The organism is Mesorhizobium sp. M0664 (assembly GCF_040320565.1).
GTDB lineage: Bacteria > Pseudomonadota > Alphaproteobacteria > Rhizobiales > Rhizobiaceae > Mesorhizobium.
Map to the genome: position 1 here is coordinate 24,568 of NZ_JAMYPW010000014.1, position 20,824 is coordinate 45,391.

21 protein-coding genes and 3 pseudogenes are annotated in these 20,824 nt (G+C 62.6%); 20 read left to right on the forward strand and 4 right to left on the reverse strand.

Annotation, left to right across the window (positions count from 1 at the left end):
- Window positions 1-161: 161 nt before the first annotated feature.
- The 15 genes and pseudogenes from NKI39_RS15455 to NKI39_RS15525 all read left to right on the forward strand — a co-directional run bounded on the left by NKI39_RS15455 (window position 162) and on the right by NKI39_RS15525 (window position 13,497).
- Window positions 162-962, forward strand: a complete 801-nt coding sequence (locus tag NKI39_RS15455; RefSeq protein ID WP_352773916.1) for a beta/alpha barrel domain-containing protein — start codon at window positions 162-164, stop codon at window positions 960-962.
- Between the two features lie 3 nt (window positions 963-965).
- The gene (locus NKI39_RS15460) at window positions 966-1,949 is read left to right on the forward strand and encodes a PfkB family carbohydrate kinase (protein ID WP_352832714.1); all 984 of its coding nucleotides are present in this window, start codon (window positions 966-968) and stop codon (window positions 1,947-1,949) included.
- Window positions 1,950-2,004: 55 nt separating this feature from the next.
- Complete coding sequence (locus NKI39_RS15465; protein ID WP_352832717.1) at window positions 2,005-3,150, forward strand: ABC transporter ATP-binding protein; 1,146 nt, start codon at window positions 2,005-2,007, stop codon at window positions 3,148-3,150.
- A 120-nt stretch (window positions 3,151-3,270) separates the two neighbouring features.
- Window positions 3,271-4,518, forward strand: a complete 1,248-nt coding sequence (locus NKI39_RS15470) for an ABC transporter substrate-binding protein (protein WP_352832720.1) — start codon at window positions 3,271-3,273, stop codon at window positions 4,516-4,518.
- 138 nt (window positions 4,519-4,656) lie between these two features.
- On the forward strand, window positions 4,657-5,553 hold the full coding sequence (locus tag NKI39_RS15475) for a carbohydrate ABC transporter permease (RefSeq protein WP_352832723.1): 897 nt from the start codon (window positions 4,657-4,659) through the stop codon (window positions 5,551-5,553).
- A gap of 5 nt (window positions 5,554-5,558) precedes the next feature.
- Window positions 5,559-6,401 carry a carbohydrate ABC transporter permease gene (locus NKI39_RS15480; RefSeq protein ID WP_352832726.1) on the forward strand — a complete coding sequence of 281 codons (843 nt, stop codon included), beginning with the start codon at window positions 5,559-5,561 and terminating at the stop codon, window positions 6,399-6,401.
- Between the two features lie 188 nt (window positions 6,402-6,589).
- Entirely contained in the window at window positions 6,590-7,411 is an 822-nt protein-coding gene (locus tag NKI39_RS15485) for a sugar phosphate isomerase/epimerase family protein (protein ID WP_352832875.1), read from the forward strand.
- A gap of 4 nt (window positions 7,412-7,415) precedes the next feature.
- On the forward strand, window positions 7,416-8,492 hold the full coding sequence (locus tag NKI39_RS15490) for a Gfo/Idh/MocA family protein (protein WP_352832728.1): 1,077 nt from the start codon (window positions 7,416-7,418) through the stop codon (window positions 8,490-8,492).
- Window positions 8,492-9,310 (forward strand): sugar phosphate isomerase/epimerase family protein, encoded by an 819-nt coding sequence (locus NKI39_RS15495; RefSeq protein ID WP_352501417.1) that lies wholly within the window; start codon window positions 8,492-8,494, stop codon window positions 9,308-9,310. The genes NKI39_RS15490 and NKI39_RS15495 overlap by 1 nt, the downstream gene beginning before the upstream one ends.
- On the forward strand, window positions 9,310-10,137 hold the full coding sequence (locus tag NKI39_RS15500) for an alpha/beta fold hydrolase (protein ID WP_352832731.1): 828 nt from the start codon (window positions 9,310-9,312) through the stop codon (window positions 10,135-10,137). Before NKI39_RS15495 ends, NKI39_RS15500 begins: the two co-directional genes overlap by 1 nt.
- Window positions 10,134-10,856, forward strand: a complete 723-nt coding sequence (locus tag NKI39_RS15505) for a ribulose-phosphate 3-epimerase (protein ID WP_352587490.1) — start codon at window positions 10,134-10,136, stop codon at window positions 10,854-10,856. The genes NKI39_RS15500 and NKI39_RS15505 overlap by 4 nt, the downstream gene beginning before the upstream one ends.
- Window positions 10,856-11,875, forward strand: a complete 1,020-nt coding sequence (locus tag NKI39_RS15510; protein WP_352501420.1) for an ROK family protein — start codon at window positions 10,856-10,858, stop codon at window positions 11,873-11,875. The genes NKI39_RS15505 and NKI39_RS15510 overlap by 1 nt, the downstream gene beginning before the upstream one ends.
- 7 nt (window positions 11,876-11,882) lie before the next feature.
- A pseudogene (locus NKI39_RS15515) lies at window positions 11,883-12,228 on the forward strand (ATP-binding cassette domain-containing protein); the annotation flags it as partial.
- A 128-nt stretch (window positions 12,229-12,356) separates the two neighbouring features.
- Window positions 12,357-12,554, forward strand: a pseudogene (locus NKI39_RS15520) (hypothetical protein); the annotation flags it as partial.
- Between the two features lie 214 nt (window positions 12,555-12,768).
- Window positions 12,769-13,497 carry a hypothetical protein gene (locus NKI39_RS15525; protein ID WP_352832734.1) on the forward strand — a complete coding sequence of 243 codons (729 nt, stop codon included), beginning with the start codon at window positions 12,769-12,771 and terminating at the stop codon, window positions 13,495-13,497.
- A gap of 55 nt (window positions 13,498-13,552) precedes the next feature.
- Here the strand turns inward: NKI39_RS15525 and NKI39_RS15530 are convergent, their stop codons facing one another.
- On the reverse strand, window positions 13,553-14,290 hold the full coding sequence (locus tag NKI39_RS15530) for a hypothetical protein (protein WP_352832737.1): 738 nt from the start codon (window positions 14,288-14,290) through the stop codon (window positions 13,553-13,555).
- Between the two features lie 203 nt (window positions 14,291-14,493).
- On the opposite strand from NKI39_RS15530, the gene NKI39_RS15535 reads away from it, so the two are divergent.
- Complete coding sequence (locus NKI39_RS15535) at window positions 14,494-14,778, forward strand: helix-turn-helix transcriptional regulator (protein WP_352587499.1); 285 nt, start codon at window positions 14,494-14,496, stop codon at window positions 14,776-14,778.
- Between the two features lie 120 nt (window positions 14,779-14,898).
- Here NKI39_RS15535 and NKI39_RS15540 read toward each other — a convergent pair whose 3' ends face one another.
- Window positions 14,899-17,019, reverse strand: a complete 2,121-nt coding sequence (locus tag NKI39_RS15540; RefSeq protein ID WP_352832739.1) for a DUF3363 domain-containing protein — start codon at window positions 17,017-17,019, stop codon at window positions 14,899-14,901.
- A 394-nt stretch (window positions 17,020-17,413) separates the two neighbouring features.
- Between NKI39_RS15540 and tnpA the strand changes: the two genes are divergently transcribed.
- From tnpA to NKI39_RS15560, 4 genes are all read left to right on the forward strand, one after another.
- Entirely contained in the window at window positions 17,414-17,836 is a 423-nt protein-coding gene (gene tnpA / locus NKI39_RS15545; protein ID WP_352832741.1) for an IS66 family insertion sequence element accessory protein TnpA, read from the forward strand.
- Between the two features lie 162 nt (window positions 17,837-17,998).
- The gene (locus NKI39_RS15550) at window positions 17,999-18,256 is read left to right on the forward strand and encodes a hypothetical protein (RefSeq protein WP_352832743.1); all 258 of its coding nucleotides are present in this window, start codon (window positions 17,999-18,001) and stop codon (window positions 18,254-18,256) included.
- Window positions 18,253-18,693, forward strand: a complete 441-nt coding sequence (tnpB, locus tag NKI39_RS15555; RefSeq protein WP_352832745.1) for an IS66 family insertion sequence element accessory protein TnpB — start codon at window positions 18,253-18,255, stop codon at window positions 18,691-18,693. Before NKI39_RS15550 ends, tnpB begins: the two co-directional genes overlap by 4 nt.
- Before the next feature lie 388 nt (window positions 18,694-19,081).
- Window positions 19,082-19,615: a Ros/MucR family transcriptional regulator gene (locus NKI39_RS15560; RefSeq protein WP_352832746.1), complete on the forward strand. Its 534-nt coding sequence runs from the start codon at window positions 19,082-19,084 to the stop codon at window positions 19,613-19,615.
- Window positions 19,616-19,702: 87 nt separating this feature from the next.
- Here the strand turns inward: NKI39_RS15560 and NKI39_RS15565 are convergent, their stop codons facing one another.
- Complete coding sequence (locus NKI39_RS15565) at window positions 19,703-20,014, reverse strand: DUF736 domain-containing protein (protein WP_352832747.1); 312 nt, start codon at window positions 20,012-20,014, stop codon at window positions 19,703-19,705.
- A 140-nt stretch (window positions 20,015-20,154) separates the two neighbouring features.
- Window positions 20,155-20,480, reverse strand: a pseudogene (locus tag NKI39_RS15570) (DUF736 domain-containing protein).
- Between the last annotated feature and the right edge of the window lie 344 nt (window positions 20,481-20,824).

Sequence of the window (20,824 nt, forward strand, 5' to 3'; positions counted from 1 at the left end):
GCCCTGCCCTTGCCTGCCTACGCCAAGCAACCGCTCTGGCCTCGGCTCACCTTAGCAAAAATACGCAAATTCGAAAGCTTTCGAAAGATTGTTTTTCTTATTTCTTTCGGAAACACTGGGTCCAGGATTTTGAAATCAAACGGTTGGGGAATTTTGCACTCATGAGCCTAGGAACCAAGGTGCGTCTTGCGCGCCTCTTCTCGCATCCATCGGGGAACCTTTTTGGCGGCGCCGTCGACCACTTCGTCGGCTATGGTGACGTGCGCAAAGGCGGCCTTGCCGACCTGCCGGGTGCGCTTGCCCGCGTCATGGCGGGCAGACCCGACTACGTCAGCATCCAGCCTGGCACGGCGCGCCATCTATGGCCGCAATATGCGGGCAAGGCTTCCTTGGTGATTCAGGCGGGCTGCTTCACTCCGGACGATCGCATCAGCGAGTTGATCGCAACGCCCGAGGATGCGGTGCGCGCCGGGGCCGATGCGTTGGCCGTGGCCATTCCGGTGCGCGGCGCGACCGAGGGCAAATACATACGCTGGCTCACCGATTCGGTAAATGCGGCGGCGCGCTACGGCATGCCTGTGGTGGCGCATATCTACCCACGCGATTTCACCGACGGAGCAAAAATCGTCTTCACCCCCGACGAGATCGCCTATGCGGCGCGCATCGGCTACGAGTCCGGCGTCGACGTGATCAAGATCGGCTACACGGGCGATTTCGAGTCGTTCCGAGAGACCGTCCGGACCTGCCCGGTGCCGGTTGTGATCGCGGGTGGTCCGAAAACCGATACGCTGCTCGGCGCGCTTAAGCAGACGGCGGATGCCATCCGCGCCGGCGCACGCGGTGCCGTGGTAGGCCGCAATCTTTGGGGGCATGGCGATCCGGAGAAGGCTGCGCTTGCCTTTCGGGGCGTCATCCATGACGGCCTTTCGGCGCAAGACGCCCTGGCAAAGGCGGGTGCCTGAACGATGCCCACCGTCCCTTCAATCCTCGGCTTCGGCGCTATTGCGATCGACGACATCGTCTATGTCGATCAGCCGTTGTCGGCGGGCAAGGGGAAGGTTCTGCATAGTGCCCGGTCTTTCGGGGGAAATGTCGCGACGGCGCTAGCCGCCGTCGCGCGGCTCGGCGGAAGCGCCGGGTTCGTCGGATGGCTGGGCAGCGCCGCTGACGACGCCGTGCTGCGCGATCTCGTTGCGAGCGGTGTTGAAACCGAATTCGCGCCGCGCCACCCGGACGCGCGCCCGGTGCGCTCGCACATTACCGTCGGCTCGGACGGGGAACGGTTCATCGCGTATGACGACGACGCGATGCTGGGCACCGCGTCGGACTTCCCGGACGAGGTCCTCAGCCGCGCGACTGTCCTGATCGTCGATAGCTACGCGATCCGGTCGCTGGATGTCGTGGCTCGCGCTCGCGATCTCGGCCTTGCGATCCTCGGCGATATCGAATGGAGCTGCGGCCCAGCCACGGAGCGGCTGATCGCGCTCTGCGACCATCTCATTCTTCCCCTCGGCTTTGCGCGGACTGCCACAGGGCGCCGATCGCCCGCCGAGATGCTCGATGCATTGTGGGCGCCGTCGCGGTCCGCCGTGGTTCTGACCGATGGCGGCAGGGGCGTGTACTATCGCGGGCGTGAAGAGACAGGTCTCTGGCATCTGCCCCCGCACCGGGTTGTGGTCGTCGACTCGACCGGCGCGGGTGACTGCTTTCATGGCGCCTACGCCCATGCGTTGATGCGCGGAGCCGACATCGCAGGCCGGGTGGCATTCGCGGCCGCGGCGGCGGCCCTCTCGATAACGGGGCGTGGCGGGCGCGAGGCGCTTCCGACCGACGACCAGGTCACGGAACTCCTGGCATCGACGAACGCGCCGTCAGCAGTCGAACTGAAAAATGCGTATGTCGATATTGAACATAGCCTGAAACTATCCGAGGAAATATTTCGCAGGTAACATAAGCCGAGCAAAATTATAAGAATCATTGGCTTATACTTGTGGAGGGAGGAAGATGGCAGAAGTCATTCTAGAGAATATCTGCAAAACTTACGGGAACAATTTTCGCGCAATCGACCAATTGAACCTATCGGTCGAGGACGGCGAGTTCTTGATTCTCGTCGGGCCGTCCGGCTGCGGCAAATCCACCGCGTTGCGAATGATCGCGGGATTGGAGGACATCACAAGCGGCAGCCTTCGGATCGGCGGAGTCGACGTCGTCGACATGCCGCCCAAGGACCGCGACATCGCGATGGTCTTCCAGAGCTACGCGCTCTACCCGCATATGACGGTGTTCGAAAACATCGCCTTTTCGATGCGGCTGGCAGGCAAGCCGAAGGCCGAGCGCAAGAAGCGCGTGGACGAGATCGCCAAAACCCTTCAACTGACGTCTTTGCTGGACAGCAAACCCGCGAACCTGTCAGGCGGACAGCGCCAACGGGTTGCCATGGGCCGCGCCATGGTGCGCGAGCCGGCCGCCTTTCTCATGGACGAACCCCTTTCCAACCTAGATGCTAAACTGCGTGTTCAAATGCGCGCCGAAATCACCAGCCTGCAAAAGCAGCTCGGCGTAACGACCATATACGTGACCCACGACCAAATCGAAGCGATGACGATGGGCGACAGGGTCGCGGTGTTGAAGGGCGGCTTGCTGCAGCAGGTCGACACACCCAAGAGACTGTATGAGTCGCCGGTGAATGCCTTCGTCGCCGGCTTCATCGGTTCTCCGTCGATGAACCTTTTCGAAGCGACCCTAAAGGGCGGCGAGCTCGGTTTTCGCGACTTCGCCATCCGATTGCAGGATGCAGCTTTCGTCGGCAGGCCCGCTCTGAGGTCCTATGAGGGGCACAAGATCGTGTTCGGCATACGGCCCGAGGATCTTTATGACAGCAGCCTCGAATCCGGCCGCAATTATCAGACGATACCCGCAAAGGTGACTTCGATCGAAGAGCTCGGCTCTGAACATATCGTCCACCTGAACATCGACGCGGTCCGGGTGGACTCCGGCGATCCGGACGCAGCGGAGGATTTTGGCCTGGCATCGAACGCGGTGGCGAGATTCGAACCGGCCAGCGCCATCCACTCCGACTCGGAAATCCGGTTGGCCGTGGATGATGCCAAGTTCCATTTCTTCGATCCCGAGACGCATCTGGCGATCTGAATATCTGCAGCAGACCGTAGGCGAGAGGGAGGCGCCTGCGAAAGATACTCGCAAGAAGGCTTCTGAATAAATCAGACGATCGTCCGCATTGTGCGGTCGATCTTGTAGAAGGAGGAGAAAATGATGTTTCGGATACAACCGGCGATGCTGAAAATAGCCGCGGCCGCATGGTTGCTTGGCGCAACCAGCGCCATGGCGGACACGACGCTGGAATTCACCCAATGGTGGGAGCCTGAATTGCCGGCTGGCTCGCTCAGGGCAATCATGGATGACTTCGAGGCCGCAAACCCCGGAATCAAGGTGACATTGGTCAGCGGCCCCTACGCGACCACGCGAGACCAGATCTCGGTGGGTGCCGCAACCGGAACGCTCAGCGACGTCGTCGGTCTCGACGGCGCCTGGGTGAACAATCTGAATGCGCAGAACGCACTCGCCGACATGAATCCGATGATGGATGCGAGTGGTTTCGACAAGAGCCAGGTCGCGGACATTATCAAGGTGGACGGCAAGGCGGTGATGTTTCCCGTGGCTTCCTTCGTTTATCCGGTCTTCGTGGATTTGGACCTCGCCGCCCAGGCAGGCGTGACCAAGCTGCCGTCGACCCGCGCGGAGTTTCTCGAAGCCGCCAAGAAGATGACGCACGCCGACAAGAACCAGTATGGCTGGGTGTTGCCCCTGTCGCTGCAAACGCCATCCGGCGTCCAGAACGACATGATGTCTTGGGTTTGGGCTTCGGGTCAGTCGATGATGGCGAACGGCAAGCCCGCTCTCGAGGGCAAGCCGGTGGTGGATATGCTCACCTTCGTCAAATCACTCAACGACGCCGGCACCATCTCGCCCGGCATCGCCACCAAGACCGAGCAGGAAAAGGTCGAGGAATTCGTCAACGACCGCGTCGGGATGATGATCGACTCGCTCGCGCATGTGAACCTCATCCGCAAACGCAACCCCAAGCTGAACTTCGACCTCATCCCGGTCCCGGTCGTAGAAAACTATACCGGCAAACGCGGCCTTCCCTATGCCTCCTGGGGCATCGGCATCTCTGCTGCCTCGAAACATCAGGAGGAAGCCTGGAAACTCGTCCAATATCTGATGAGTGAAAAGGTGAACGCCAAGCTCGTGTCGCTTGCAAACGCCTTCCCGGGCAACGTCAAAGCCAAACCCGATTTCGTGACCTCGGACAAAGCTTTCGGCAAGGCTTTCGAAATCTTCAAGACCGGTTATCTCGCCAATGAGTTCACGGGCCTGCCGGTGGCTGAAGACCTGATGACCCAGTTCGACGTTCAAGCCCAGAAGATGCTCGCCGGCGAGCAGTCTCCGGAACAAGCTGCAGCCACCGCTCAGAAGGGCTGGATGGCGAAATTCTGATCGGCCTGTTCCCGTTTGCTATGTTCGACCGGGTGGCCTGACTCGGGCAGGCCACCCGGCAACAACGGATCGGCAATTTGAGATGGACCTGTTTCCGAAGCTTACCTTCTCGCTGAAGGCGTATCCCAAGGTTGGCACATGACCCGGCAAAAGCGCTCCCATCACAAGCTGAAACGAGCGATCGCACCCTACCTCTATCTGTCGCCCTCGCTGCTCATAATCGGGCTTCTGATGCTGCTGCCGATGGTGACGGTGATTGCCTACTCGTTCCAGAACAGCGCGGTGCTGCGTCGTGACCCGTCCTTTGCCGGACTGAAACACTACCAGGCGATCTTCGACGACCCCGTGTTCTGGGCTTCGTTGTGGCACACGCTCTACTTCACATGCATGAGTGTCATTTTCCACATGACCATCGGCATGGCCTTCGCGCTCATGCTGAACAGCGAGCGCATCAATCCGACGCTGCGCAATATTCTACGCGTGCTCTACATACTGCCCTGGCTGTTCACCGCAGTGATTATCGCCGTGATCTGGCGCCTCCTGCTTGAGCCGAACGGCGTCGTGAATAGCATTCTCATGCAAATCGGCATCATCGGTTCTAAGGTCGAATGGTTTTCCTCGCCCGAGACCGCGCTGCACGCCGTCACCTTCGCCAACATCTGGGCGGGCTATCCGCTCTTCATGGTCAGCCTCCTCGCAGGCCTGCAGGGCATTCCCAAGGATTTCTACGAGGCCGCCGATATCGACGGGGCGAAGGCCTACCAGAAACTGATCTTCATCACGATCCCGCAGCTGATGCCGATCATCATCAGCATCTCGCTGCTGGATTTCATCTGGACCATGCAGGTCTTTCCATTGATCTGGATAACGACGGGCGGCGGTCCGATTTACTCGACCGAGGTCCTCAGCACCTACACGTACAAGCTGGCGTTTTCGAGCTACAATCTGTCGCAGGCGTCTGCGAGCGCCGTGGTCATCCTGCTGATCTCCCTCGGCATGACGCTGTTCTACATCCGCTATCAAAAGGCTCGGTAGTCACCATGAGGAAAAGGCACACGCCGAAAGACCGGCTGATCACCGTCGCGCTGCATGTCGCGCTTGCCGCAGGGCTCTTTTTCGCGGCCTTCCCGATCTACTGGATGCTGAGCAGCTCGTTCAAGTCGAATACCGAAATCTTTGCCCTGCCACCAACCGTCCTGCCGAAGGCCTTCACGCTGGAAGCGTATGCGGCCATCCTTGGCGACCCGGTAAAGCTGCGCTTCTTCTTCAACAGCTACTTCGTGGCCGGAGCGGTGACCGTGCTGACGGTGCTGATCGCCTTGCTGGCGGCCTATGGGTTCAGCCGTTTCAATTTCCGCGGCAAGGGCAGCCTCAACACACTCATCATCAGCACGCAGACGATCCCGCCGATCACGCTTTTGATCCCCTTCTTCGGGCTTGTCGTCTCATATGGCATCTTCGACACCTACGTCGCACTGATCCTGACTTACCTGGTGTTTACGCTGCCCTACGCGATCCTGCTGATGACGGGATATCTGAACACCTTGCCCCGCGATCTCGATGAAGCGGTGGCTATCGACGGCGGCAGCAGCTGGACCGCACTCTGGCGGGTGATCGTCCCGATTTCACTGCCTGGTATCGTGGCGACGTCGGTCTACACCTTCCTGTTGTGCTGGAACGAATTTCTGTTTGCGCTGACGCTGACGAAGTCAACGTCCATGCGCACCGTCCCGATCGGCATCCAGCTGTTGATGGGGCAGCACGCCTTCGAATGGAACCAGATGATGGCGATGAGCGTGCTCGGCTCGCTACCGCTCTTGCTCATCTACCTCGTTGCCCAGAGGTTCTTCCTCGCCGGCATGACCGCGGGCTCGGTCAAGTAGGATGTCCCTCCCACGGAGAACTGATGGAGCAGGCCGCGCATCGAAATCGATGGATTGGACCTTCTCTGCTGGCAGCCGATATCGCCGCGGCCACGGGCGTAGTCACAGCGCCGCTGATCGTGCTGATGCTGTTCTTCCAGCGCCACATCATCGAAGGGCCTTCGCAGGTGGAATCAAGGAATGAAAGGATGAGCGTGAAAGACCTCAAAGTCGGCTGCCAGACCTTCACCTGGGAAATGCTCGGAGACCGTTTTGCCGGCGGCCCCGACGACCTGCTCAGTGCGATCGCCGATGGCGGCTATGCCGGCATCGAGATCACCGACACGATGATCGGCCGCTATGCCGGCAAGCCGGCGGAGTTCGCTGCAGCGCTGAAGACATCCGGCCTCACGCTCGTCTCCTTCGCCTTCGGTTCGGACAGCGGCTTCACACTCAAGGAGAAGATCGGCGCCGACCTCGAGACCGCCAAGCGCTGGATCGATTTCGCCGCCGCCTTTCCGGGCGCGCTGGTGTCCATGGGCTCGGCCACCGTCGTGTCGGACGGTACGCGCGAAGACAAGTTCGCCATTGCGGCCGAGGTCTACAACAAGGCTGGTGAACTCGGCCGCAAGGCCGGCGTCCAGGTCGCGGTGCATCCGAGCTCGCACCACAACACGCTGCTCTACGACCGCGCCGATTACGACCGCATCTTCGGGCTGCTCGATGCCTCGCTGGTCGGCTGGGTGCCGGACACGGGCCACATTTTGCGCGGCCACAAGGACATGGCCGACACGCTCACCACCTATCGCGATCGCATCCGCTACGTGCACCTGAAGGATGTCGATGCGAGCGGCACCTGGGCGATGCTCGGCAAGGGCGTCTGCGACACGGCGAAAGTGATAGAGATCACTTGCGCGGCCCCCAACTTCAACGGCTGGCTGGTGCTGGAGGAGGAATCCGAAACCGCCGCCGCCGATCCGGCCGAAGCGGTCAAGACCAACCGCCAGACCATGCGCGGCTACGGAGCCTGAGACAATGATCCGCAAGAAAGACCGTCGTCTTCGTGTCGGTGTGCTCGGCTGCGGGCCGATCGCGCAATTCGCGCATCTGGAATCCTGCGTGAAGGCGAGCAATGCCGATCTCTACGCGATCTGCGACGCAGCACCCGATCTGCTCGCGCGTATGGGCGCGACCTACGAGCCGCAGAAGATGTATGGCGACTATGACGCGATGCTCGCCGACCCTGCGCTGGAAGCGGTGATCGTCGCCACCTCGGACGCCTATCACGTGCCGATGTCGATCAAGGCGCTCGAGGCGGGCAAGCACGTTCTCTGCGAAAAGCCGATCGGCGTCTCGGTCGAGGAAGGCCAGAAGCTTGCCGACGCGGTCAAGCGCTCCGGCAAGGTGCTGCAGGTCGGCCACATGAAGCGCTTCGACCCGGCTCTCGAAGCGGCGCGTGACTTCGTCCGCGACGAGATGGGCGACATCCTGGGGCTGAAGGCCTGGTATTGCGATTCCACCCATCGCTACACCAACACCGACGCGATCCAACCTCTGCCCATCACCAGCAAGCTGGCGAGGAAGCCGGCCGGCAATCCGAAGGCCGATCTCAGGCAATATTTCATGCTGGCGCATGGCTCGCACCTCGTCGATACGGCGCGCTTCCTGTGCGGCGAGATCACCGCCGTGCGCGCCCGCCTCAACGAGAAATTCGGCGCCTATTGCTGGTTCGTCGAGACCGAGTTCGCCAATGGCGCGCTCGGCCATCTCGACCTCACCGTCGCCGTGCGCATGGACTGGCACGAGGGTTTTCAGCTCTATGGCGAGAACGGCTCGGTGATCGCGAAGACCTTCAATCCCTGGTACTTCCGGGCGAGTGAAGTCGACATTTTTCACGAGAAGGACGCCACCTCGCGAAAGCCGCTCGGCGCTGACGGCCATTTCTTCCGCCGCCAGCTCGAAAGCCTCGCTGAGACGGTGCTCGACGGCAAGCCGATGCGCGGCGCCAATGTCGACGACGGGCTCGCCTCGATCCGCGCCATGGTGGCGATCGCGCGCTCGGTCGAGAGCGGCGAACGCGTCGAGATCGCCAGCGTGACGGGAGCGGTCTGATGCAGATCGGGGTGTTCGCCAAGACCTTCCCGGGCAGCGAGCCGGCCGGCGTGCTGGCGTCGGTCCATGACGCGGGTTTTGCGGTCACCCAATTCAATCTCGCATGCGCCGGCCTGCCGTCGATGCCGGATGATGTTCCCGCAGCGGCGATCCAGGCAATCGATGCCGCAGTCGACAGCTCCGGCGTCGGTCTCGTGGCGCTTTCCGGCACCTACAACATGGCGCATCCGGACAAGCAGGTACGCGACGATGGCTTGCGTCGGCTGGCGGTGGTGATCGAAGCCGCCGCAAGGCTTTCCACGCCGCTCGTCACGCTCTGCACCGGAACGCGCAATCGTGACGACCAATGGGCGCACCATCCTGACAATGCCGATCCCTCGGCATGGACCGACATGGCGGTCGAGATGGAAAAGGCGCTCGAACTCGCCGAGCGTCACGGTGTCGATCTTGGGATCGAGCCCGAACAGGCCAACATCGTCACCTCCGCCCCTGACGCGATGCGGCTCATCGCCGAGATGGGTTCGAAGCGGCTGCGCATCGTGCTCGATCCGGCAAACCTGTTCGAACAGGCGGATGCCGCGCAGGCGCGCGCCATGGTTGCGGCTGCAGTCGAGCGCACGGCAAGCCATGTCGTCATGGCCCATGCCAAGGACCGTTTCGCCGACGGCCGCTTTGCCACCGCCGGGCAAGGCGTCGTCGACTTCGCCGACTTCATCGCCCGGCTGAAGGCGACAGGTTTCGACGGGCCGTTGGTGACGCATGGGCTTTCGGCCGAGGAAGCGCCCGGCGTCGCCCGTTTCCTCAAGGGGCTGCTGTGATGGCGCGCCCGACGATCCTGCTCCGCGAAGGCGCCGCGCTTCGGGTTTCCGATACGGGCGACGGGCTGGCGGTCGTCTTTCAGCACGGGCTGGGTGGCGGCGAGGCGCAGGTTGCGCAGACCTTCCCCACAGGCTTTCGTCGCATCACGCTCGAATGCCGCGGCCATGGCGGCTCCGGCCTTGGCGAGCGCCGGCCATTTTCGTTCGAGATGTTCGCCGACGATGTGCTCGCGGCCGCCGACCAGGCCGGCCTCGACCGCTTCGTTGCCGGCGGCGTCTCGATGGGTGCCGCGATCGCGCTCCGCCTCGCCTGCCGCCATCCCGACCGCGTCGCCGCGCTGGTGCTGGTGCGGCCGGCGTGGACGTTCACGGCAGCACCGGTGAACATGCAGCCTATAACCGAGGTCGCCGAACTCATCCTCGACCGTGGCGCCGAGAGCGCGCGGAGTATCTTCGCGCAATCCGAGACGGCGACGCGGCTTTGCCGCGAGGCGCCCGACAACCTGTCCTCGCTGTTCGGCTATTTCGACCGGCCGGACGCCCACGCCTTTGCGCAGGTGCTCGCCAACATCGCCGCCGACGGCCCCGGGATTTCCGAGCGCGACGCCGCCGCCCTGCGCATCCCGACGCTGGCCATTGGCAACGCCAGCGACGCGGTCCACCCGCTGTCGGCCGCCTATACGCTCGCCGCAGTCATCCCCAATGCGATCTTCGCCGAGATCACCCCCAAGGCGCTCGACAGCGCCGGGCATTTCACCGAATTACACGCCGAGATCTCGGCCTTCCTTCACGCCCACTCGAACGTCCGGAGCCTCATTCCGTCATGACCAGCAAATCTCTCTCAGGCCCCGCCGCGATAGCCGCTCTGCCGCGCAACCGGCTGCTCGGCGAATTCTCGCTGTGGTCGGCCGATCTCGCCAATATGGAGCGCGACCTGAAGCGCATCGAGGCCCATGCCGATCTGCATCACGTCGACGTCGCCGACGCCCGCTTCACCCCCGGCTTGCTGTTCTTCCCGGATCTGGTGGCGCGCATCGCCAAGCTGACGGCGAAGCCGATCCATGTGCATCTGATGGTCGAGGCCGAAATCGTCGAGGCGCAGACGCGGCAGTTCATCGAGGCCGGCGCCGACCTCATCACCATCCATGCCGAGAATGGCGAGGCGGGCTTGCGCGCCGTCAAGCTGGCGCATGAGCTCGGCGCCGAGGCCGGCGTCGTGCTCAGGCTGGAGACGCCGGTCGCGGCAATCGTGCCTTTCCTGCCCGAGGTCGCGTTCGTCACGCTTCTCGGCACCTTGATCGGCGTCAAGGGCCAGAGCCTGTCGGAGCAGGCCTGCCCGCGTCTCATCGAGGCGCGCGCGCTGATCAGGAAAGCCGGCCGCGAGGCCGACATCGTGCTCGCCGCCGATGGCGGCATCCGCCATGAGACGGTGCCGCTGCTGCGCGCCGCCGGCGCCGACACCGTGGTGCTGGGCTCGCTCGCCTTCGGTGACCCTGACCTTGCGCAACGCATCGCCTGGCTGCACGGGCTGAAAGCAGCCGCCTGATGAGCACGCTTGCGCTTGCCTTCGATCTTGGCGGCACGGAGCTGCGCGGCGCGCTGGTCGAGCGCGGTGGCGGCGTCGTCGCCCGCGTCTCGGCGCCGACGCTTGCCGTCGCAGGATCGGAGGCGGTGATCGGGCAAATCATCACGCTGGCGGACATGTTGCTCAAGGAGCACCCACAAGCGAAAGTCACCGGTATCGGCATGTGTGCGCCCGGCCCGCTCGACCCCAAGGCGGGCATCGTCATCGGGCCGCCGACACTGGCCGGCTGGCACAATGTGCCGCTGATCGACATCCTCAGCCGGCAGTTCGGCCTGCCGGTGCGGCTGGAGAACGACGCCAATGCGGCGGCCCTCGGCGAATGGCGCTTCGGCGCCGGCCGCGGCACCGGATCGCTGGTATTCGTGACCGTGTCGACCGGCATTGGCGGCGGCGTCATCGCCGACGGCCACATCTATCACGGCAGGCGAGGGCTGGCGGCCGAGATCGGCCACATGACCATCACCGGCGAAGGCGACCGCTGCTTCTGCGGCGCCGTCGGCTGCTTCGAGGCGGTCGCCTCCGGTACGGCGCTCGGACGCCGGGCGACACGGCTGACCGCACCGGGCGACGGCTCGCTGCTCCGGCGGCTGTCCAACAATGGCGACGTCTCGGCGCGACATGTCGTCGAGGCCGCGCGGGCGGGTGATGTGGCGGCTCGCCCACTGGTCGAGGCCGAGGCGCGGTGGCTGGGCATCGGCTTCACCAACCTCCTGCATCTCTACTCGCCCGACCTGATCGTCATGGGCGGCGGCCTTTCCAACGGCTTCGACCTCCTGGCACCGACCATCAGGGCGACCGTCGAGCACCGCGCCATGCAAGCCTATCGCGACGTGCCAATCGTTCCGGCCGAACTTGGCGACCGGGCGGGCCTGGTCGGCGCGGCGAGCCTGATCCTATGGGAGGGCGAGCCCGGCACGGCGCTGGCGATGGTGCAGAACGAGGAGACGACAACCGGCGCCAGGGAGGCAAGCCAAGGCTGAGCTCAAGCTGCGCGGCGCGCGCAAATCCTATGGAGCCGCCGAGATCATCAAGGGTATCGACCTCGACGTCGAGGACCGCGAATTCATCGTCTTCGTCGACCCGTCCGGTTGAGGGAAGTCCACGCTGCCGCGCATGATCGCCGGGCTGGAAAGAATCAGCGCAGGCGACCTCATGATCGACGGCGTGCGCGCCAACGACATCGACTCGTCCGCGCGTGGGCTGGCCATGGTGTTGCAGTCCTATGCGGACTATCCGCATATGAGCGTGGCCGAGGATAGGGGGCTTCGCACTGAAGATCGCGGGGGTGCCGCCGCAGGAGCGGGAGCGCAAGGTGAGGGAGGCGGCCGAAGTATCCGGAATGGTGGCTCCTGGCCGCAGCCTGCGCTCTGCGGAGGATCGACAACGCGCGGATCGGTAGCCGTTTGCGAGAATTTCCATCGCAAGGGTCCTAAGGCGTAATCAGTAGTGCAAAGGTGGCAAATGCCCACTCCCTACAATCCTCCGGCCGCGGTCAGACGCGCCCTGCGCAGGCTGGGAGCGAATATCCACGATGCCCGGCGGCGGCTCCCAATGGCGCTGGTGGCGAGCGCGCCTTTACCTCGCGCTCGACCCTGCAACGGGTCGAGGCGGGGCGACACGAATGTCAGCACCGGCATATATGCCGTCGCAATCACAGCTTCCTTTGGCTCGGAAAGACGGCGCGCGAGCGACGGATGAATCGACCGAGTTGACAAAACCATCGTGCAGCGTTCACCTCGTTGCTCTCTAACAATGCTTCCGGGGGGCAGCTTTGCTTTTCTTTCGATCTCTCTGCCGTGCTGTGCTCTTGATTGTGGCCTTTTTTGCAGCACTGCCGACGATGCCGGCACTGGCATGGGCCCCGGATACTGTCATGACCTTCCAGGTGATCCGGAACTCGGACCCCGCATGTGAACCAACCTGCCCTGCGTGGATCTACGCTGCAGGTTCGATTGAAACCTCGTCCCCATCGGCTTTGCGCAAGCTGCTGAAGAGCCTCGGCGCAGTTCACCTGCCCATCGTCTTGGCATCGAATGGTGGTGACCGTCAGTCCGCCCAGGAACTCGGCAGGATCGCCAGAAAGAACAAGCTGACAATCGCTATTGGGACTTCACCCGTAGTTTGCAAAGACAAAGCCTCGGTCTGTCGCACGATGCCAGAGATTGACGGCCAAGGTCGATTCGAAGAAGCCAACTGCCTGTCTGCCTGCCCCTTGTTCCTTGCTGGTGGCGTCAAAAGGCTCAACAGCGACCGCAACTTTATCGCGGTCCACAAGGGACAAGCCGTCCTGTACTCAAATGGCGACAGGACCTTCACTCAAATAAAATCCGCCAAGAGGGTTGCCAAGGTTCTAGCCAATGCTCACCTGCAGAAGAAGCAATATCTCCGGGAAATGGGCGTAGCCGTCGCGCTGGAGGATGAGGCTTTCAAGCATGGCGGCGACGACTTTTATGAAGTCCCGATCGATCGGCAGCGGAGTTGGGGCTTGATCACCGGCTCAGTCGAAGAGTTGGATTTCACCGATCCCCACTTCTGCAAAAGACAGCCGCTCCCCGAGAATTGCGTCCCAAAACAAAATGGCCTGCCACGACGTAAGTCATGAAATGGGTGGCTTATTTCCGCGCAGCCACTCGACCGGAAGAGATCAGCCGCGTATCTCAGTCAAGCAAGCCGCCGTTACGAGGCCAACCGGCTCTTAAGCCGTTTCTCGCGGAGACGGGTGCCAGCCCGCCAGGTGCGGGCGGTTTGTCGTCCGTCGTCTGCTGGGCGATCCGTACCAGATCGCTGAGCGCCGAACGGATTTGCGGCCAGGGAAACACGGAGCATTCCACCCAGGCCTCACCCTCGCGCAACACGGCATCGAGCTTACCCGCCACGCCGGCGACAGTCGTGGCAGGTGTCGTTGAGAGCGCTTGCATCAGATCCTGCGCCCGGTTGGCAGCCTCGCGCTCAGCTCGAAGGGCCGCAGCATAGCCGCCCTCCTCCGCAGCCGTGTCCCAGCGTGCCTTATGCGCTGCGAGGTCAGCTTCCGCCTTTTCCCGGAGATCCGCTGTGTCCGGGCGCTTGCCGAGCACTTCATTGAGCGCCTCGATCGAGTGGACCGTCACATCCTCACCCTCAGGCAGGCACACGGTTGCGCAAGGAAAGCCGACGTTCGAGACAAGCCTCGTCTCCAGGCGCTGCTGCTTGCGGCAAAGCCGCTCGGTCAGCTTCTGGGTTTTCTCCCATTCCCGCCAAAGCGCCAGCGCTGGGTCAGAAGGCGCATTCGTCCTTCCGGCGTCGCCTGCGGACGCGTTACCTTCGAGTTGCCACGCTGTGGTAGCCGCGATGGTTCCGGCAAGCACTTGTCGGCGAGTGACGAAAGGCAGAGTCGTGGTATTCTCGGAATCACCCATGATCCGAGCTCCTCAGAAGCTTCGGTTGTGGTCAGCTGGGTGGGATGTGCGGACATCCTGTCCAGCTATTTTTTGCAGGCTAGAGCAGTGTTGGGGCTAAAGTGCACCAACGCCGCCGCGGCCAATTCCGTCCCGCGGCGCTGGTTGATACGCACGCTACGAGATCAGGCATTGATAGAAAAAATATCAATTGGGCACGCCGAATGTCAATAGAAAATCTATCAAAACTGCGGCAGACGGTTAGTACGCGCCAAATCAAAGCGGCGCGCGCCTTGCTTGGGTGGTCCCAGGCGGACCTGGCACGCCACTCTTCGGTGTCTGAGCCAACCATAGCTCGTCTGGAGGCCGAAGACGGCCCACTCGGGGGGCGCCCCGGAACCGCAGCGAAAATTCTCAAGGCATTGACCGATGCCGGAACAGAATTCATGCTCGAGAACGGTAGCGGACCTGGAGTGAGACTTATCAAAGCTCGCCAAAGCCCTGAGTGACCCGCGTTCGCTCCTATCGTCCACATGCAGTCAGACACGCGCTCATCGCGCGAGGCCTGAACTAGCGCTCTCACTCGTTGAGGAAGTCACAGTTCATTTGCTGCGTTGTCCAGACCCATCTCACATCCCGATCCCAACGCCGCGCTTTCTGCCGAAGCTCCAGTCGATACCGCCGCTGTCTTGCACGAGTCCGGTGATGTGTTGACCAATGCGCTTCTCAAACATCGGCTGCCATGGCACCAACTGAAACCCGAGGCCATCGTCCAGCATGGCGAAGCGCCCGCTGGCAAGGCGGACCGAGCCGAGGAGCGTGCCGCCGACACGGTTGCCGCGCTGGACTGGCGCGAAGGTGAGGCCGCGCGCGGCGGCCATTTCCTTGCCGACGCGCGTGACCTCCTGACGCTCCAGCGTGGCAACAAGATCGCGCGAGAAGGTGATAGTCCCGGTAGTCGCATCGCGTTCGGCATAGCCCATCCTGACGAGCTGGGCAGCCCGTCTGTCGAGAGCGTTGTCAACGTCGAGACCAAAGCCTGACCGGACCAGCGGCACAGGGGCTTTGGCCACAAGCTCCCGATCGAGCCAGGTGGCACCGTCGCTGCCGATCTGCGCGTCAAGATCGAGCGTCGAGAGCAGGCGGAGGGAGAAGTCCTTTCCGCGGCTGCGCGCATCGTAGGCGATGCCGCGCTCGGGCAAGTTTTCTGGAATGCGCCAGTGGTCTTCGTCGATACGCTCGACATGGCCGGCCCGGCGCAGCGCTTCGAGACGGCGGACATGGAAGCGGACAAAGGCGTCCGGGTCCTTGCCCTGCTGCAAAAATGTCTCGCGGATCGCCTCCAGGTGTGTGCTCGGCCGATAGATGCCATCGTCGCCCGCCACGACACCGATGTTGCGGTCGGCCGCACGTGGCTCCTCCTTCGGCAGGATCGGATCAAGCGCCACGATATGGCCGCGCTGGATGTCGTCGAGCTTTGCCGCATCCGCGGTCTCGACATAATGGGTGCGACCGTCGACGCCATCGATGACGAGCGACAGCCGATCGCTCATCTCGTCGCCGGCAAGGCCCTTGGCGAGCACACGGCCGACGACCGGTTCGGTGATGGTCTGCCGGTGCATGACATATTGGGCCGCACCCCGCTCATCGGCGAGACCGTGCTCCTCGAGTGCCCGATGCATGGTCTTGATGATGTCGCTGCGCTCGCCAAGTCCTCGCAACGTGCTTTCGGCTCTGTCGGAGATCACCCACCGGCCGGGCTCGATCTCGCTCGCCAGGCCGAAGTGCTCCAGTGTCTTCGCCCGGTCGATCAGCAGATAGCGGTTGCTGGAAATGGTGTAGCTGTCGCTGGCGTTGGGACGCAGATCGACAAGATTGTGCTCCTGCTGTTCGGCGATCAGCATGCGGTCGAGGCGGGTCAGCCGTTCGGCTTCCACCTCGCTGGCCAGCTTGCGGGCGACTTCGATCTCGCTTTGCAGCCCGAGTTCCCGTTCGACCAGCTCGCCTGCCCGGTGACGGATGCCATGGGCGATGTAGTCGCCGGCGATGTTCAGGATCTTGCCGCCATCGGTGATGCCGCGCACCAGGATGTGGGTGTGCGGATGGCCGGTATTGTGGTGGTCGACGGCGATCCAGTCGAGGCGCGTGCTAAGGTCGGTCTCCATCTGCCGCATGAGATCGCGGGTGAAGGAGCGCAGGTCTTCCATCTCCGCGGCATCCTCCGGCGCGACGATGAAGCGGAATTGATGCCGGTCGCCGCGTCCGCGCTCGACGAAGGCCTTGCCATCAGCCTCGTCGTCGACGGCCGAGTATACCCTGCCCTTCTCGCCGTCCCTGGTCACACCATCGCGCTGGAGATAGCGCAGATGCGCATCAACCGCCTTGCTGGTCGTCACGAACTTTTGGCCGCGCCCGGTGGTCGCCTTCCCTCGCGCCGGCAGCTTGACGACGCGTGCCTTTACCACGACGCGGCGCGAGCGAAAGCGGACGCCATTGCCGCCCTGCCTCCATCCGCCACCATTCTTTGGCAACCCTGCCGCCATCTTGCCGCCTCGGCCGCGGGCGTTGAAGCGGCCACTCCCCTTCCCGGCACCGCTGCTTCCGCCGATGCGAAAGGGATTGCCGCCTTGCTTGCGGACAGCGATCTCGACCTGGCGCACGAAGGGCAGCGTCCGCGAATTGACCGGCGCGCCGCCATCCCGCATCCGGCCGGTGCGAACCTGGAATCTGTCGCTGTCACGATCTGCCATGACGACAGCATCGGGAGTCGCATTTGGTGCTTCAAGATGGCCGGAGCGCGACGCGTGCTAGGGCGCGCAAAGACTTGCTGCGGCCTAAAACGGCGGATCGCACATCGCTGCGGCACCACAGGCTTGCGTTTCAGATCAATAGCATAGCCGATAGCCGTGAGCCACCGCACCTCACGTCGTGCCCCTTGGCGTCCGCATGCGCCCGGAAAAACAATGTGCAGACAACAACTTACGAGCGAAGCGAGGGCGAGCGCCAGCTCGCTTTATCTTGCCGTCACCCACCACCCTCGCTGTCACCCACCACCCTCGGTAACCGTCCGGATCCTGCATATCTTTCGGATAGCGCGATCTCGCAACTGATGAGGTTCCTTGTTGTCGAGGAGGATCTCCGGCGGTGCCTCAACGTTCCTGGAACAAGGCCAATAACTCGTACTGGTCGACGCATGTCGCGACCTGGTATCGGGGCCGTTTTGAGGTGGAGGAATATTGCCGCCGGCGCAAGCTTTCGATGACGACTTTCAAGCTGTGGGTGCGTCATCTGGTGAGCGCGGAAGATCGGCGCAAACGTGCGGAATATCTGCGGAAATTGCGCCGGGGAAAGCCGCAAAAGCGGGGCAAGAAAGGGCCGCCGAAGCGACGCAAGAGCCCGCGCCGCTACTGCTACAGCGTGCGTACGGACACGATCCGATTTGCCCTGCAGGCGTTCTGGGGCATGCATGTGGAGGCGATGAACTGGAGCGGATTGGGGCCTGCCGAATATGCCGTGGCGCTCGGGCTTTCGCCCCCATGCGCTGCGCAAATGGCGCGCTCGTCTTGAGGAATTCGAATTCGAAGTGGACTGGCGATCTCCGTTGCATCCGAGTGCCGGAGCTCAATTAAGCAGCGCTGCTAATTGCGTGCGGCGCCAATATCGCTTGACACCGCAGGTTGACGGGCGGTCGAACCGGCGCCGCTTCAGCGCCGCACAGAAGCAGATGGGATGGCCACCAGCATGGCCTTCCGCTGGCGTGTCGAGTTCCGCCTAACCGCTCGCAAGGCGCCGCAATTAGCAACGGTTGCGCTCATCCATGGGGCGGAAAACGAACCGCCGGCACCGACTGCCCTGCGCAATCTCGTGCATCCGCCGGACGGCATGATGGCAGTCCAACTGGACGACGGGCGGCGCGTCTTTGCATCCATCGGCACCAATGCAGATGCAGTCAAGCTGCATCTCGCAGCAAAGGAGAACGCATCATGATCGTCGTTCGGGCGGGCGTGAAGGTGCATCTGGCGCTCGGTCATACCGACATGCGCAAGGGGCTCGACGGGCTCGCCATACTGATCCAGGAGCAGCCCAAGACGGATCCCTTCTGGGTATCCGAGCGCATGGACCCCGACCAGTTCGAGCTTGCCCTGGAGGACATCGAAAGCGATATCGAGCGAGTGCGCGAACGTCATTCCGCGCCGGTGGCGAACCCGGAAAAGCGCAACCAGAGCGCCAGCCGCTGCCCGATCATCCGCCGCGCATTGAACGGGTCATCGACGTCGACAGCTCCGTCTGCGACCATTGCGGTGGGACCCTGCACAGCATCTGCGATAGCGTCAGCGAGATGCTCAACTATGTTCCGGCCCGCGTTAGGTGCCGCGCCCCGAAATAAGCCTGCCGGACCTGTTGACCGACGAGGTACAGCCTAACCTGAACGTCGCCGATGCATTCCAGATGAACTGCGCCCGAAGGTCCAATTCACTCCGACGTGGCGACAAGCACCGCGCCGCCAAGTGTCGCGACGACAAAGATTGTGCGCGCATGTTTATCGCTCAATCTGCGGTGCAGCAGCGAGGTTTCGTGGGGCCGGCGAACGTAGGGTCTGCGGCCTCGCGCGGGGAGACGAGGAGAAAGTTTGTTCATAGTCCCACGCTATCGGAACTTTATCCGCAGCCGTGCAGAACGATGGGAAGCGAAGCTTGGCGGCTTGATATTTGCAACCGATGAGGTTTGTTGGAGGCAGGACGAAATCATTGCCTGACGGCAATAGACAGATTATCCGTTTTTCAATGCACCCCTTAGACAAGAGGAAACTTAATGACCGTTGCCCGCGAGCAAAACAAGCAGGCTGATCTCATATCAATCACCGCCGACATCGTTTCCGCCTACGTTTCGAACAATCCGCTGCCGGTCGGCGAGTTGCCGAAGCTGATCGAGGATGTCTATGTCGCTTTGCAAGGGGTCGGTACACCTGTGGCTCCGACCGCAGCCAAACTGGAGCCGGCGGTGTCGATCAAGAAGTCAGTGTCACCTGATTTCATCATCTGCCTGGAAGACGGGAAAAAGTTCAAATCCTTGAAGCGGCATATCGGAACGCATTACAATCTGAGTCCGGACGAATACCGGCAGAAATGGAACCTGCCCTCCGACTATCCGATGGTGGCGCCGAATTACGCAGCCACCCGCTCGGCCCTGGCGAAATCAACAGGCCTGGGACGCAAGGCGGCAGCGCCAGAAATAGCTGCGGCAGAAAAACCAAAACGATCTGCTCGCGCGGCAGCAGCGACACCAGCCGCAACGGCAGTCAAGTCGCCGGTGAAGAAGGCGCGCAAGGCACCCGTCAAAGTATAGCGTGCTGCACCTGATAAGGGGTCCATGCAGTGGCGTACCTGACATGGAGAAGCCCCGCCTTGCGGCGGGGCTTCGTGTTTAGTCGGATCACTCTGCGGTGCGGCGAGACCAGATCAGCGAGAACTCGCCGTCGGTGTCGGTCTCAAACAGGCTTGCATAGATCGGAGCCGGGAAGCTCGGATCGTCGAGCTTGACCGAGTGATAGCCGCGGCCCTCGCGCGAGGTCTTCTTCCATGCCGCCCCGAACTCGATGGCGCCGGCGAAGATGCGGAAGTCCGGACCTTTTTCATTGTCGCCTTCGGCCGGGGCGAACGTCACCACCTTGACGTTGAGGTTCAGGGTTTTGACCGAGCCGGAGAAGCCGTTCGCGGTGCGGGAGAATGTGCCGATCGTCGCCATTGTGGTGTTCCTCTGTTTTCTCGGGCCGCGCCCATCGCGGCCTCACATGAGGGGCCGCTCGTCAAGCTGTGGCTCTGAGCTGCTGAGTGGTCGTTTCTGGAGGACGCCCCGCTCGGCGCGAAACGTCCTGTCAAGGCTGCTCAGTCGCCGTTGCGACGGTTCGGTCGTGACCAGATGAGGCTGTAGCCCAGGCCGTCCTCGCCCTCGACGAGGTTGGCGTAGATCGGAGCGGTGAAGCTCGGGTCGTCGAGCTTGAGACCCAGGTAGCTGCGACCCTCGTTGGACTGCTTGGACCAGGCGGCCCCGATTTCGATGCGGCCGACGAAGACCCGGTGGCTGGGAGCGTTTTCGCCGCTGGCGCGCGTATCGGTACGATACGGACCTTCTTGGCCTGGAGGGAGAGGGTGACGATCTCGCCGCTGAACTCGTTGTTGTCCGATTGCTGGAAGTTGCCGATGGTAGCCATTGTCGTTCTCCTGACTGGTTGCCGAAGCCGCCCTGTGCGCTCTCGATAGCGGTCGTGAGGCGACGATCGGGCCGACTGCATCCTGTGGACCGCAGCGTGAGCGAAGGACGGCGGCAGCCGAGCTTGTTGTCCCGCGAGGGGTGCGGCAAAGCCGCAGCGGAAGAAGGTCGGCGAAGCCGTTGCAGGCCAAGGCCGGACCGGCGCCAGACCAGCCAGAAGAGAGGCCGTATAGGGAGGATTCAGCATTAGTCCCACGAGAACGATGCTAGCCATCGGCCCTTCAGCCCATGCATTCGGCACAAGCAGCGCGATCCCAACCGCACATGAACCTGAGGTCTGAGCCC

Coding starts and splice junctions, on each gene's coding strand:
- NKI39_RS15460 (WP_352832714.1), top strand. CDS start 966: ATGCCCACCGTCCCTTCAATCCTCGGCTTCGGCGCTATTGCGATCGAC.
- NKI39_RS15550 (WP_352832743.1), top strand. CDS start 17,999: ATGGCCACCAGCATGGCCTTCCGCTGGCGTGTCGAGTTCCGCCTAACC.
- NKI39_RS15525 (WP_352832734.1), top strand. CDS start 12,769: ATGACCTTCCAGGTGATCCGGAACTCGGACCCCGCATGTGAACCAACC.
- NKI39_RS15485 (WP_352832875.1), top strand. CDS start 6,590: ATGAGCGTGAAAGACCTCAAAGTCGGCTGCCAGACCTTCACCTGGGAA.
- NKI39_RS15495 (WP_352501417.1), top strand. CDS start 8,492: ATGCAGATCGGGGTGTTCGCCAAGACCTTCCCGGGCAGCGAGCCGGCC.
- NKI39_RS15535 (WP_352587499.1), top strand. CDS start 14,494: ATGTCAATAGAAAATCTATCAAAACTGCGGCAGACGGTTAGTACGCGC.
- tnpB (WP_352832745.1), top strand. CDS start 18,253: ATGATCGTCGTTCGGGCGGGCGTGAAGGTGCATCTGGCGCTCGGTCAT.
- NKI39_RS15490 (WP_352832728.1), top strand. CDS start 7,416: ATGATCCGCAAGAAAGACCGTCGTCTTCGTGTCGGTGTGCTCGGCTGC.
- NKI39_RS15560 (WP_352832746.1), top strand. CDS start 19,082: ATGACCGTTGCCCGCGAGCAAAACAAGCAGGCTGATCTCATATCAATC.
- NKI39_RS15465 (WP_352832717.1), top strand. CDS start 2,005: ATGGCAGAAGTCATTCTAGAGAATATCTGCAAAACTTACGGGAACAAT.
- NKI39_RS15565 (WP_352832747.1), bottom strand. CDS start 20,014: ATGGCGACGATCGGCACATTCTCCCGCACCGCGAACGGCTTCTCCGGC.
- NKI39_RS15530 (WP_352832737.1), bottom strand. CDS start 14,290: ATGGGTGATTCCGAGAATACCACGACTCTGCCTTTCGTCACTCGCCGA.
- NKI39_RS15470 (WP_352832720.1), top strand. CDS start 3,271: ATGATGTTTCGGATACAACCGGCGATGCTGAAAATAGCCGCGGCCGCA.
- NKI39_RS15455 (WP_352773916.1), top strand. CDS start 162: ATGAGCCTAGGAACCAAGGTGCGTCTTGCGCGCCTCTTCTCGCATCCA.
- NKI39_RS15475 (WP_352832723.1), top strand. CDS start 4,657: ATGACCCGGCAAAAGCGCTCCCATCACAAGCTGAAACGAGCGATCGCA.
- NKI39_RS15500 (WP_352832731.1), top strand. CDS start 9,310: ATGGCGCGCCCGACGATCCTGCTCCGCGAAGGCGCCGCGCTTCGGGTT.
- NKI39_RS15480 (WP_352832726.1), top strand. CDS start 5,559: ATGAGGAAAAGGCACACGCCGAAAGACCGGCTGATCACCGTCGCGCTG.
- NKI39_RS15505 (WP_352587490.1), top strand. CDS start 10,134: ATGACCAGCAAATCTCTCTCAGGCCCCGCCGCGATAGCCGCTCTGCCG.
- NKI39_RS15540 (WP_352832739.1), bottom strand. CDS start 17,019: ATGGCAGATCGTGACAGCGACAGATTCCAGGTTCGCACCGGCCGGATG.
- NKI39_RS15510 (WP_352501420.1), top strand. CDS start 10,856: ATGAGCACGCTTGCGCTTGCCTTCGATCTTGGCGGCACGGAGCTGCGC.